Raw genomic sequence first — 11,987 nt, 5'->3', positions numbered from 1 at the left:
CAGCCCTGCAGTGAAGGCGCACACAAATTCGTGAGCTGCCTTGGGAAGGCAGGAGATGGCTTATCGCTCTGACTGCGCCTTGGCAGCGGCGCGGGCGGCCATGGCCTCTTCTCCGAGTGTCAGGGTGTAGGCCGTGAGTTCAGCCAGCGCGGTGTCTGCGGCGGTGCTGTCCTGCGTCTCCACAGCGTCTGCGATGCGAGTGTGCAAACCGATGATCACATCGCGGTTGCGCTGGGTGAAGGTGATCATGTTCATCAGGGGCTGCATCGCCTCAACCGCGCCCGCCAGTTGGTAAGACAGCACCGGATTGGAGGCCCCATCCACCAGCGCGCGGTGAAATGCCACATCTGAATCACAAAACCGCTCGTCTGACAGGCCGGGCTGGGCCTGACGATGGATTTCAGCGCGCATGGTGGCCAGATGATCCGGGGTGCGGCGTTTCGCTGATAGGGGGGCGCAGGCGCGCTCCAGCGCAAAGCGGGCCTCACAGGCGGTTTCAAAATCCACCGCATTCATGGAGAGCAAAAGCGTGCTGGTTGTGATATGCTGGGCAAAGGCCTCGTCATAAGACAGCCTGCGCACAAAGGCCCCGCCGGAGGCGCCACGCTGTGTGCGGATCAGGTTTTGCGCGGCCAGACGTTTGAGCGCCTCGCGCACTGTGGGGCGGGAGACCTGAAACTGATCTGCCAGTTCCGCCTCTGAGGGTAGGCGCTCATCCACGATCATCTCCCCAGAAATGATGGCGTCCCGGATCGATTTGGCGATTTGCGCCGAAAGGTCGGCGGAGCTTTTGGGGTCAATTTTCATTTGTCTGACATTTAATGTTTGCTGCACCTTCAATTGTCTGACATTAAATAGGGAAATGCACGAGTCGCCAAGGGAGGGGAGATGTCGCGCTTTGATTTTCTTTCCGTAAGAAGCATTTTATGGCTGAGTTTCTTTGCTGCCATTCTGGCAGCATGGTGGGTCATGTACGATATGGCCATGTCGATGGACGTGGATCTGATCGGGCGCCCTGGCGAGATGGGCGCGCGCATGGCAGCGATGGATCCGCGCATGCCGATGTATATGCCAATGGCGAATTTCGGCCCGCTGTTTGTGATGTGGGCGGTGATGATGGCGGCGATGATGCTGCCGACCATGGTGCCCACATTGACCAATTATCAGCGCCTGATGAGTTCTGCGGATGGCAGCTGGGGCGGCTGGATTGGCGTTTTGCTGGGCTATCTGATTGTCTGGGTGGCCTTTGCGGCGGTGATCACGGGAGTGCAGCTTGCTCTGCTGTTTGGCGGCGTGATCGACATGCTGGGCATTGCGAAAAGCCCCTGGGTGTCGGCAGGTCTGCTGATTGTTGTGGGCGCGTTTCAGTTCACCCGTGCCAAAGAGGTGTGCCATGGCGTGTGCCACAGCCCGATGACCTATTTCCTTGGCCACTGGCGCACCGGTTTTGGGGGTGGGCTGCGCATGGGGCTTGGGCTGGGGGCCTTTTGTGTCGGCTGTTGCTGGGGCTTTATGGCGCTGGGTTTTGTGGGTGGCGTGATGAGCCTGTTGTGGATGGGCCTCGCCACGCTTTTCATGGTGCTTGAGAAACTGCCACAGATTGGCCATCGGGTGACCAAACCCATGGGCGTGGCGCTGATTGCTGGGGGTGGCGTTCTGATCGCCATGCCAAACTTGTTTTATGGAGGATAAACATGGCTTTGGAGCGTAAACCTGACGCAGAAAAACTGCCGGTGTCACAGCGGATCGACAACCGGATGAGCAACCCCAAGCGCCGCAAGATGACGCCGACGGAATGGGCGATCAAAGGCGAGTTGATCCTGAACTGTTCCTGCACCGTATTTTGCCCCTGCGTGGTCTCACTGGGGCAGCATCCGCCCACCGAAGGCGACTGTAAGGCCTGGATGGCGATTGCCATTGATGAGGGGCATTATGAGGGCGAAGACCTGAGCGGGCTGAATGTGGGTCTGATGGTCTATATCCCCGGCAAGATGGCTGAGGGCGACTGGCGCGTTGCGGCCTATGTGGATGAGCGCGCGAGCGGCAAGGCCTACAACGGACTGTTGCAGATCTTCTCGGGTCAAGCGGGCGGCACCACGGGGCTCTTTACCATGCTGGTGAGCGACATCTTCTCCGCAGAGCGTGAAAAGGTCGACATCATTCGCGACGGCAAGAAGCGTGCGCTCTATGTGGGGCGCAAAATTCAGGGCGAGGTGGAAATGCTGGAGGGCGCAAGCCCGGATCATCCGGTGATGATTTCCAACTCCAAATACTGGATGGGGCCGGACATCATTGCCGCTGTGGGCACGAAATCCAAAGTGCGCGACTTTGGCCGGGTCTGGGACTTTGGCGGCAAATCCGCAGAGATCTGCCCGATCGACTGGAAAGGTCCGCGGTAATGATTTCGCCTGCGTACTGTCAGATGATGGCGCGTTATAATGCTTGGCAAAACAGTCAGTTGCGCAGTGTTTGCGACACTTTGAGCGATGCAGAGCTGCGCGAGGATCGCGGGGCCTTTTTTTGCTCGATCATGGCGACGCTCAACCACATTCTGTGGGGCGATACCCTGTGGATCAGCCGTCTGGATGGGGGCGAGGGGCCAAAAGTGCCTGCCAAGCAGCATGCAGAGCTTTGTGCGACCTATGCGCTTTGGTCTGAAGAGAGATTGGCCGTGGACCGGCGGATCGCTGCGTGGGCCGAGGCGCTGCGCGCGGAGGATCTGGAAGGCGATCTGAAATGGCACGCCCAAATGCTGAATGCGGATATGCAAAAACCGGTTGCGCAATGTGTGGTGCAGCTTTTTAACCACCAGACCCATCACCGTGGCCAGATCCATGCCATGCTGACCAGCATTGGACATGATCCCGGCGATACAGATGTGGCGTTGTTGCCGGAGGGCGCGACATGGCTTTGATTTCTCCATCCCGGCGCCTGCGCCGCACGCCGTTCTCTGACGGTGTCGAAGCGGCCGGTGTGAAAGCCTACACGGTTTACAACCGGATGCTTCTTCCGACGGTGTTCCGCTCGGTTGAAGAAGACTACCGTCACCTCAAGACAGCGGTGCAAATCTGGGACGTGGCCGTAGAGCGCCAGGTGGAACTGCGTGGACCGGATGCCGGACGCTTGATGCAGATGCTGACCCCACGCGATCTGAGATCAATGCTGCCGGGGCAGTGTTTCTATGTGCCGATTGTCGATGAGACTGGCGGAATGCTGAATGATCCGGTGGCGGTTAAACTGGCCGAAGATCGCTGGTGGATTTCCATTGCCGACAGTGACCTGCTGTTCTGGGTCAAGGGCATCGCCTATGGGTATCGTCTGGATGTGCTGGTGGATGAGCCGGATGTGAGCCCGCTGGCGGTGCAAGGCCCCAAGGCCGAAAAGCTGATGGCGCGGGTGTTTGGCGACAAGATCCGCGACGTGAAATTCTTCCGCTTTGGCTGGTTTGATTTTCAGGGGCGCAATCTGGTGGTGGCACGCTCGGGCTACTCCAAACAGGGCGGGTTTGAAATTTACGTGGAAGGCAGCGACATTGGCATGCCCCTGTGGAACGCGCTGATGGAGGCGGGCAAAGATCTGGATGTGCACGCGGGCTGCCCTAATCTGATTGAACGGATTGAGGGTGGATTGCTGAGCTATGGCAATGACATGACCGACGACAACACGCCCCATGAATGCGGGCTTGGGCGGTTCTGTAACACCAACACCGCGATTGGCTGTGTCGGGCGCGATGCATTGTTACGGGTGGCACAGGAAGGGCCCGTGCGCCAGATCCGGCCGATTGAAATCCATGGGGAGGCCGTGCCGCCCTGTGACCGGCTGTGGCCGGTGATGGATGGAGATCAGCATGTGGGCAATGTGAGCAGTGCAGCCTGGTCGCCGGATTTTGCCACCAATGTGGCCATCGGCATGGTCCGCATGACCCATTGGAACAGTGGCACCGAGCTGGATGTTCTGACACCGGATGGGGTGCGTGCGGCCACGGTCTGGGAAGCTTTCTGGAGCTGACACCTGCGGCGGAGGTTGGATGCCTCCGGCGGGGATATTTTGAGAATGAGAAACCTGAAATGACATGCGCCAAGGGCGTTTGGCGCAACAGTTAGGAGAGATGAGATGTTTAAGGCATTGGTGATGACGCAGGGTGAGGATGGTCTTGCCAGCGGGGCCATTCAGGAGCTGGACGAGAGCCAGCTGCCCGAAGGAAATGTGACCGTTGCGGTGGAATATTCCACGGTGAACTACAAAGACGGGCTGTGCCTGTCACCCAAGGGCGGCGGGCTGGTGCGCGCCTATCCGCATGTGCCGGGCATCGATTTTGCCGGCACGGTGGAGAGCTCTGAGGATGAGCGCTACAAGCCGGGCGACAAGGTTGTGCTGACCGGCTGGCGCGTGGGTGAGGTGCATTGGGGCGGTTACGGCCAGAAAGCGCGCGTGAACGGTGATTGGCTGGTGCCGCTGCCGGAAGGGCTGAGCACCAAACAGGCCATGGCTGTGGGCACGGCGGGCTTTACCTCCATGCTGTCGGTTATGGCGCTTGAGGATCACGGTGTGACGCCTGAGAAAGGTCCGGTTCTGGTGACCGGTGCGGCGGGGGGCGTCGGCTCTGTGGCTGTGGCGATCCTGGCGAACCTTGGCTATGAGGTTGCCGGTGTCACCGGGCGTCCGGAGACAGCGGACTATCTGAAGTCGCTGGGCGTGACCCAGATTGTGGCGCGCGAAGAGCTGAACGAGACCATCAAGCGCCCCATGGAAAGCGAGACCTGGGCGGGATGTATTGACGCTGTGGGCGGCGCCATGCTGGCCCGTGTGCTGGGTCAGGTGAAATATGGCGGCTCGGTTGCGGCTGTTGGTCTCGCGGGTGGCGCTGGGTTGCCTGCAACCGTGATCCCCTTCCTGCTGCGTGGCGTGAACCTCCTCGGCATCGACTCTGTGATGCGCCCCTATGAGGACCGTGTGCGGGCCTGGCAGCGGATCGCCACAGATCTGCCGATGGAGAAGCTGGAAGCAATGGTAAAGCCTGCGAGCCTGTCGGATCTGCCGCAACTGGGCGCAGATATTCTGAAAGGTCAGGTTCAGGGGCGTGTTGTGGTGGATGTGAACGCCTGACACACACTGATAGTGAACGTATCAGGGCATCCCTTCGGGGGTGCCTTTTCTTTTTTGAGGAGAATCACATTCGCAAAAATGAATGTATATGACTTCGATCAAAGGCACTGAGATCGCTTTGTGGTGCTGTGACTTCCAGAGATGTCTCCGCAATCTCCCTTTGCGGGCATCTGTCTGATTTATGGATGAAAGGATGCCATTGTGACCCGATTGAAAACACACCTTGCGACCGCTGCCGCTGCGCTTTGTCTTTATGCTGGCTCCGCGGCAGCGCAGGAGGCGCCAAAGCTGGTAACCATTCTGACCGAGGCCGTACCGCAGACGCAGTTGATGGCGATGGTGTTGACCCTTCAGGCGGCGCAACAGGGGGCGGCCCCGCATGTGTTGCTGTGTGAGGCGGGCGGTGACCTGGCGCTGAAAGAGGCACCGGAGAGCGCCACTGCCGGGCAACCGCCGATGGATGTGAGCCCGCAGGGGCTGATGCAAAAGATCATGACCATGCCCGGTGCAAAGGTTGAGGTCTGCGCGCTTTATCTGCCGGGATTGGGGCAGGGGCCGGAGATCCTACTGGAAGGTGTGGGTGTCGCCAAACCCGGTGCCATGGCGCAGGCGATGATGGCGGCGGATGCGCGTATGAGCTTCTGAGCCGCCCGCGCGGCTTTCTGTTCACCTCCCATGCGGAGTGTCATTGCAAATCGGCTTGCACTTGGGGGGTGGCAGAGGCACCTTGGCGGCCAACGAACACCACCACAGCGGAGCGGCGTGGCCATGTCTTATGACAGCGACAATATTTTTGCGAAAATCCTGCGGGGCGAAATCCCGAGCGAGAAACTCTATGAGGATGAAGACACCTATGTGTTTATGGACATCATGCCGCGCGCGGATGGCCATTGTCTGGTGATCCCGAAAACGCCTTGCCGCAATATGCTGGACGCAACCCCAGAGCAGCTCGCCGCCTGTCTGAAAACGGTTCAGAAGATGGGCCATGCGGTGATGAAGGCGTTTGATGCGGATGGTGTGACCGTTCAGCAGTTCAATGAGGCTGCGGGGGGGCAGGAGGTGTTCCACCTGCATTATCACGTGTTGCCGCGCCATGAGGGCGTGGGTGTGCGCCCGCCCGGTACTATGGCCGATTTTGACGTGCTGAAGGCACAGGCCGATAAGATACGGGCCGCGCTGGCTTAATCTGTTTTGACGGGGTGCATCCCCGCTTGACCTTCCCCTGCATCAAGGCTCTTCTCTGACGCAATCAAAAGTGGAGAGCCCTGATGCTTGATGTGGAGTTTGTACGCAGCCAGTTCCCGGCCTTTGGCGAGGATGCGCTGAAGGGGCAGGCGTTTTTTGAGAATGCCGGGGGCAGCTACACCTGCGCGCCGGTGATTGAGCGGCTCACACGTTTTTATCGGGAACGCAAGGTGCAGCCCTATGCGCCTTACCGCGCCTCAGAGCTGGCGGGAGCGGAGATGGATGAGGCCCGTGCGCGCCTTGCCGCTGTGATGGGCGTGGACACCGACGAAGTGTCTTTTGGCCCGTCCAGCACGCAAAACACCTATGTTCTTGCGCAGGCCTTTCGCCAGTGGATGGACCCGGGCGATGCCATTATCGTCACCAACCAGGACCATGAGGCCAACAGCGGCCCCTGGCGGCGTCTGGCGGATGAGGGCATCGAGGTGCGCGAATGGCGCATTGATCCTGAAAGCGGGCATTTGGACGTTGAGGCGCTGTCCGAGCTGCTTGATGATCGCGTGCGGCTGGTGTGTTTTCCGCATTGCTCCAATGTGATTGGGGAGATCAATCCGGTGGCCGAGATCACGGCGCTTGCGCATGCGGCGGGGGCGTTTGTCTGTGTCGATGGCGTGAGCTATGCGCCTCACGGGCTGCCGGATGTGGGCGCGATGGGGCCTGATATCTATCTTTTCTCCAGCTACAAGACCTATGGCCCGCATCAGGGGATCATGGTCATCCGGCGCACGCTGGGGGAGCTGTTGCCCAATCAGGCGCATTATTTCAACGCGGGCACGCTCTACAAACGGTTCACACCAGCAGGTCCGGATCACGCGCAGGTCGCAGCCTGTGCCGGAATGGTGGATTATTTTGAGGCGCTGGCCGCCCACCATGGGGTGATGGGCAGCACCGCAGCTGCCACAGGGGCAGCAGTGCATGATCTGATGAGAGATCATGAAATCAAGCTCTTACAGCCGCTTCTTGATTTTGCGTCCACGCGCAATTCGGTGCGTCTTTTGGGCCCAAAAGATGCGGAAAACCGCGCGCCAACCGTTGCGATGGTTGCGCAAACGCCCGGTGAGGCCCTGGCCGAACGGCTGGCTGCACATGACATCATGGCGGGGGGCGGAGATTTCTACGCGGTGCGCGCGCTGGAGGGCATGAATGTGGATCTGACCCATGGTGTTTTGCGGGTCAGCTTCGTGCATTACACCTCTGAGCAGGAGGTCTCACGGCTGATTGACGCGCTGGACGCGGTTTTGTGAAAATTCGTGTGATCCACTCTCTTTAAAATCCCGTAAACTCAGAAACATACGGGATAGGACAACCAGACTTGGCCCAGAACCAAAACTCCAAAGCCACCACTCTCTTTTGGTTCCGGCGCGATTTGCGGCTGTGCGACAACCCTGGCCTTGCGGCCGCGGCCGCACGCGGCGATGTGGTGCCTGTCTTTGTATACGACGACGCGGTCAAGCGACTGGGGGCAGCGTCAAAGCTGCGGCTTGAGGTGTCGTTAAGGGCGCTGGCGCAGGATCTGGACGCGCACGGAATGCGGCTGATCCTGCGCCGTGGCGCGCCAGCAGACATACTCCGAGAGATGGCAGAGGAAACTGGCGCGGATGCGGTGCATTGGAGCCGCGCCTATGCGCCGGATTGGGTGGCGCGGGACACAGAGGTCAAAGCGACCTTAAAGGCCGCGGGGCTTGATGCGCAAAGCTTTGCAGGCACGCTGTTGTTTGAACCCTGGACGGTGGAGACCGGGCAGGGCATGCCCTATCGGGTTTATACGCCGTTCTGGAAGGCTGTGCGGGGGCGGCTTGTTGAGGCACCGCTTGCTGCGTCATTGCTGACAGCTCCGCAGATTTGGCCGCAGAGCGACGATCTGGAAGACTGGGCTCTTTCGGCTGACATGCGGCGTGGCGGCGCTGTGGTAACGCAGTTTGTGGCCGCCGGTGAAGCTGCGGCTCAGCAAACTCTTTCGCGATTTCTGGATGAAAAAATCGCTGACTACAAAGAGGCACGGGACCGATTGGATCAGGCGGCGACGTCTGAGTTGTCTGATGCGCTGACCTTTGGGGAGATCAGTCCGGCGCAGATGTGGCACGGTGGCCAGCGCGCGCTTGAGACTGGTGCGGCGGGCGCGGAGCATTTCCTCAAAGAGGTGGTCTGGCGTGAGTTTGCCTGGCATTTGCTGTGGCATTTTCCGCAGCTGCCGGAAGCCAATTGGCGCGAAGGCTGGGATCAGTTTGACTGGATCGAGGATCCCGAACATCCGCATTTTCAGGCCTGGTGTCAGGGGCGCACAGGGGTGGACGTGGTGGATGCCGCGATGCGCGAGCTCTACATCACCGGCAAGATGCATAACCGCGCGCGGATGATCGTGGCCAGCTATCTGACCAAACATCTGCGCATTCACTGGAAGCTGGGCCAGAAATGGTTTGAGGACTGTCTGGTGGATTGGGATCCGGCCTCCAACGCCATGGGCTGGCAATGGGTGGCTGGCTGCGGGCCGGATGCGGCGCCGTATTTTCGGATCTTCAATCCGGACACGCAGGCCGACAAGTTTGACCCTGATCAACGCTATCGCCGCCGCTGGCTGGCGCATGAGGCGGGGGCTGGCAGCGCGACTGCGCAGCTGTTTTTTGAGGCGATGCCGCTCAGTTGGCAGGCCGGTTTTGACCGCGCGCAGATGCAGCCGATTGTCAGCCTGCCGGAAGGGCGCGCACGGGCCTTGGCCGCCTATGAGGCTTTCAAAGCTTAATAATTTCTTGCCGCTAGGCGGTTTCTGCGCCTAGGATTCAGACCACGCTAAGAGGAGGGAGAAAGATGTTCCTGACTTCAACACAAGGTGAGACCAACTTGCCGCGCTATTTTTCCGCTGTTTTTGCGACAGCCCAAAAGATCAATCACGGGCGGATTGACTTTGTGATTGAGGATGGCCGTGTGTTCCGAGCCGAAGGTCCAAAGCCCGGTCCGGTCTGTGAGATGCATGTGCACAATGGCGATACATTTGGCCGCTTGATGCGCGAAGGCGAGCTTGGGTTCTCTGAGGCCTATCTGGAAGGTTGGTGGAGCACACCGGATTTGCAGGCGTTTTTTGATTTTCTGCGCGCGGACAATGACGCGCTTTATGATGGTTTTCCGGGGATGTTCTTTGTGCGCGCTTATGAGCGTATGCGGCACTGGATGAACAACAATTCCAAGACGCAGGCCAAGAAGAACATCAGCTATCACTATGATTTGGGGAATGAATTTTACGGTCTGTGGCTGGATGACACGATGACCTACAGCTCGGCCCTGTTCAAAACCGGTCAAGAGAGCATGGAGGCGGCGCAAACCGCCAAATATGCCTCCATGGTGGATCAGATGGGCGTGAAGCCCGGCGATCACGTGCTGGAAATCGGCTGTGGCTGGGGTGGCTTTGCAGAATATGCCGCCAAGGAGCGCGGGCTGCGTGTGACGGGGCTGACCATCTCTGAAGAGCAGCTCAAGTATGCGCAGGATCGCATTGAAAAGGCTGGGCTTTCTGACCTTGTGGACTTCAAGCTTCAGGATTATCGCGACGAGACCGCGCATTATGACGGGATTGCCAGCATCGAGATGTTTGAGGCGGTGGGTGAGAAATACTGGCCGGTCTATTTCCAAACCGTCCGGGATCGTCTGAAGCCCGGTGCCAAGGCAACGCTGCAGATCATCACGATCACCGAAAGCCGCTTTGAAGAGTATCGTAAAGGTGTTGATTTCATTCAGAAATACATCTTTCCGGGTGGCATGTTGCCGAGCCCGACCGCGCTCAAGGATGAGGTCAAGAAGGCGGGTCTGCTGTTCACCGGGTCGATTGAGTTTGGCGAGAGCTATAGCCAGACCCTGCGGCGCTGGTATGACACGTTTAATGCGCAATGGGAGCGCATTCAGCCGATGGGGTTTGATGAAAGGTTCCGCCGGATGTGGAATTTTTACCTAACCTCTTGTGCCGCAGCGTTTCACAGTGGAAGTTGTGATGTAACGCAAATCACAATATCCAAACCGGGCGCATGATCTCATCCAACAAACTGATTGCTGCCATCTCACTCGCCGTGGTCGGCGGGTTTGTGGCGGAATTTGCCAAGCCGCAAATGCCGGAAGGCTCAAACCCCGGCTATATGACGCTGATCTCCGCAGCTGTGGGGCTTTGTGTTGGCTGGCGCATTATGGGGCCGCGCGCAGGGCGCGACAGCTCCATCGGTTTGGGGATGCTTGGTGTGGTGTCATTGGTGTTCTGGGGATTGGCGGTGTTTGGCACCATCGAGATGCTCAGGCTTGCCATGCGCCGCCGGTTTGATGAACCGGTCGAGGCGCTTGAGATGATTGTGACCATCGCGTTGAAATATGGGCAATATCTCGCAGCGACGCCGGTCTATATCACCCTTGCGGTTGGCATTGTGATCAGCGGATATGTCACCAACTTTGCTTATCGCCGCTGGGGTTGATTTATGAAAAATCTGTTTGTGTACGGCACGTTGCGACACGTGCCTTTGCTTGAGGCTGTGCTTGGGAAAACCGCCGAAGCCCTGAAGCTGGCGCCCGCACGCCTGAAGGATCACGCGGTTCATGCGGTGCAGGGGCAGGATTTCCCGATCATCAAGGATGCGCCGGGCGAGGTTGCCGAGGGGCTTTGGATTGGCGCACTCACCGAGGCAGATGTGGCGCGCCTGGAGTTCTATGAGGGCGGCTTTGATTATGATCTTGAGCCGGTCACTGTGGATCTTGATGGCACTGCCCAAACTACGGAAGTGTTCAAAAGCGAAGACGCGGGTTGGGTGCCGGATGGGCCTTGGTCGCTCAGCGCTTGGCAAGAACGATATGGTGTGGCGGCAGTATTCGGTGCCATCGAGGAGATGAGCTATTTCGGTACGCGCAGCCGCGAGGATGTGGACCGGATGCTGCCAATGATCCGGGCGCGGGCGACATCCAAAGCACAGGCACAAGCGCGCAATCTTGCGGTCAGCCCAAGCGGCATGACCCGTGATGACGTCAGCGATGTGACGCTGAACCGCCCCTATGCAAAGTATTTCACGCTCGATGAGCTGACCCTGAGCTTTCGCCGCTATGACGGTGCGCAGAGCGAGATGGTGGAACGAGCGGTATTTGTGGCGACAGATGCGGTGATCGTGTTGCCGTATGATCCGGTGCGTGACCGCGTGATGCTGATCGAGCAGTTCCGGCCCGGCCCTTATGTGCGGGGCGATGCGCTGCCTTGGCAATTGGAGCCGATTGCCGGGCGGATTGATGCCGGGGAAACAGCGGAGAACACCGCGCGTCGGGAAGCTGAGGAAGAGGCCGGGCTTACGCTGGGCGCGCTGCATGAGGTGGCCAATTGCTATGCTTCGCCGGGCTGTACCACCGAATTTTACAACATATTTGTCGGTCTCGCGGATCTGCCGGATGACGTGATCGGTGTCTCTGGTCTGGATCAGGAGGCAGAGGATATCTGCTCGTATCTGTTCAGCTATGACAGGCTGATGGAGATGGTGGATCAGATGCAGGCGGTGAATGCGCCGCTGGTGCTGGCGGCGCTGTGGCTGGCACGCCATCGTGATCGTCTGCGCAGGACCGCTTGAGTTCCGGCGCGCCCTTGCCTACACAGGTTTTCAAACATCCATAAAAGGACCGCGCAA

At 59.1% G+C, this 11,987-nt stretch carries 13 protein-coding genes; 12 read left to right on the top strand and 1 reads right to left on the bottom strand.

The features are described from left to right. Window positions 1-60: 60 nt before the first annotated feature. Window positions 61-807 (bottom strand): FadR/GntR family transcriptional regulator, encoded by a 747-nt coding sequence (locus tag ACO07T_RS14225; RefSeq protein WP_422049960.1) that lies wholly within the window; start codon window positions 805-807, stop codon window positions 61-63. A gap of 81 nt (window positions 808-888) precedes the next feature. Between ACO07T_RS14225 and ACO07T_RS14220 the strand changes: the two genes are divergently transcribed. The 12 genes from ACO07T_RS14220 to ACO07T_RS14165 all read left to right on the top strand — a co-directional run bounded on the left by ACO07T_RS14220 (window position 889) and on the right by ACO07T_RS14165 (window position 11,930). Continuing rightward, window positions 889-1,692: a DUF2182 domain-containing protein gene (locus tag ACO07T_RS14220; RefSeq protein ID WP_422049959.1), complete on the top strand. Its 804-nt coding sequence runs from the start codon at window positions 889-891 to the stop codon at window positions 1,690-1,692. Between the two features lie 2 nt (window positions 1,693-1,694). Then, window positions 1,695-2,399, top strand: coding sequence for a DUF1326 domain-containing protein (locus tag ACO07T_RS14215; RefSeq protein WP_209078869.1), 705 nt, complete (start codon window positions 1,695-1,697; stop codon window positions 2,397-2,399). Next, window positions 2,399-2,914 carry a DinB family protein gene (locus ACO07T_RS14210; protein WP_422049958.1) on the top strand — a complete coding sequence of 172 codons (516 nt, stop codon included), beginning with the start codon at window positions 2,399-2,401 and terminating at the stop codon, window positions 2,912-2,914. The genes ACO07T_RS14215 and ACO07T_RS14210 overlap by 1 nt, the downstream gene beginning before the upstream one ends. Then, window positions 2,905-4,008, top strand: a complete 1,104-nt coding sequence (locus tag ACO07T_RS14205) for a dimethylsulfoniopropionate demethylase (protein ID WP_422049957.1) — start codon at window positions 2,905-2,907, stop codon at window positions 4,006-4,008. Before ACO07T_RS14210 ends, ACO07T_RS14205 begins: the two co-directional genes overlap by 10 nt. Window positions 4,009-4,113: 105 nt before the next feature. Continuing rightward, window positions 4,114-5,106: an acryloyl-CoA reductase gene (gene acuI, locus ACO07T_RS14200; RefSeq protein WP_209078866.1), complete on the top strand. Its 993-nt coding sequence runs from the start codon at window positions 4,114-4,116 to the stop codon at window positions 5,104-5,106. Between the two features lie 201 nt (window positions 5,107-5,307). Then, window positions 5,308-5,751, top strand: coding sequence for a hypothetical protein (locus tag ACO07T_RS14195; RefSeq protein WP_422049956.1), 444 nt, complete (start codon window positions 5,308-5,310; stop codon window positions 5,749-5,751). A gap of 123 nt (window positions 5,752-5,874) precedes the next feature. Then, on the top strand, window positions 5,875-6,291 hold the full coding sequence (locus ACO07T_RS14190; protein WP_209062667.1) for an HIT family protein: 417 nt from the start codon (window positions 5,875-5,877) through the stop codon (window positions 6,289-6,291). Window positions 6,292-6,371: 80 nt separating this feature from the next. After that, window positions 6,372-7,595 (top strand): aminotransferase class V-fold PLP-dependent enzyme, encoded by a 1,224-nt coding sequence (locus ACO07T_RS14185; protein ID WP_422050511.1) that lies wholly within the window; start codon window positions 6,372-6,374, stop codon window positions 7,593-7,595. A gap of 68 nt (window positions 7,596-7,663) precedes the next feature. Further along, window positions 7,664-9,091, top strand: coding sequence for a cryptochrome/photolyase family protein (locus ACO07T_RS14180; protein ID WP_422049955.1), 1,428 nt, complete (start codon window positions 7,664-7,666; stop codon window positions 9,089-9,091). Between the two features lie 65 nt (window positions 9,092-9,156). Beyond that, a complete protein-coding gene (locus ACO07T_RS14175) occupies window positions 9,157-10,368 on the top strand; it encodes a class I SAM-dependent methyltransferase (protein ID WP_422049954.1) in 1,212 nt (403 codons plus the stop codon). Beyond that, entirely contained in the window at window positions 10,365-10,799 is a 435-nt protein-coding gene (locus ACO07T_RS14170; RefSeq protein ID WP_422049953.1) for a TrgA family protein, read from the top strand. The genes ACO07T_RS14175 and ACO07T_RS14170 overlap by 4 nt, the downstream gene beginning before the upstream one ends. 3 nt (window positions 10,800-10,802) lie before the next feature. Then, complete coding sequence (locus ACO07T_RS14165; protein WP_422049952.1) at window positions 10,803-11,930, top strand: NUDIX domain-containing protein; 1,128 nt, start codon at window positions 10,803-10,805, stop codon at window positions 11,928-11,930. Window positions 11,931-11,987 lie beyond the last annotated feature (57 nt).

The sequence above is a fragment of the Shimia sp. genome, assembly GCF_965227725.1.
Taxonomy (GTDB): Bacteria; Pseudomonadota; Alphaproteobacteria; order Rhodobacterales; family Rhodobacteraceae; genus Shimia.
The sequence above is the reverse complement of the archived record's forward strand: the minus strand, read 5'-3'. Positions and strand labels throughout refer to the sequence as shown.

Excerpts from the sequence above, each read along its gene's own strand:
- ACO07T_RS14225 (WP_422049960.1), bottom strand. The coding sequence starts at position 807 with ATGAAAATTGACCCCAAAAGCTCCGCCGACCTTTCGGCGCAAATCGCC.
- ACO07T_RS14220 (WP_422049959.1), top strand. The coding sequence starts at position 889 with ATGTCGCGCTTTGATTTTCTTTCCGTAAGAAGCATTTTATGGCTGAGT.
- ACO07T_RS14215 (WP_209078869.1), top strand. The coding sequence starts at position 1,695 with ATGGCTTTGGAGCGTAAACCTGACGCAGAAAAACTGCCGGTGTCACAG.
- ACO07T_RS14210 (WP_422049958.1), top strand. The coding sequence starts at position 2,399 with ATGATTTCGCCTGCGTACTGTCAGATGATGGCGCGTTATAATGCTTGG.
- ACO07T_RS14205 (WP_422049957.1), top strand. The coding sequence starts at position 2,905 with ATGGCTTTGATTTCTCCATCCCGGCGCCTGCGCCGCACGCCGTTCTCT.
- acuI (WP_209078866.1), top strand. The coding sequence starts at position 4,114 with ATGTTTAAGGCATTGGTGATGACGCAGGGTGAGGATGGTCTTGCCAGC.
- ACO07T_RS14190 (WP_209062667.1), top strand. The coding sequence starts at position 5,875 with ATGTCTTATGACAGCGACAATATTTTTGCGAAAATCCTGCGGGGCGAA.
- ACO07T_RS14175 (WP_422049954.1), top strand. The coding sequence starts at position 9,157 with ATGTTCCTGACTTCAACACAAGGTGAGACCAACTTGCCGCGCTATTTT.
- ACO07T_RS14170 (WP_422049953.1), top strand. The coding sequence starts at position 10,365 with ATGATCTCATCCAACAAACTGATTGCTGCCATCTCACTCGCCGTGGTC.
- ACO07T_RS14165 (WP_422049952.1), top strand. The coding sequence starts at position 10,803 with ATGAAAAATCTGTTTGTGTACGGCACGTTGCGACACGTGCCTTTGCTT.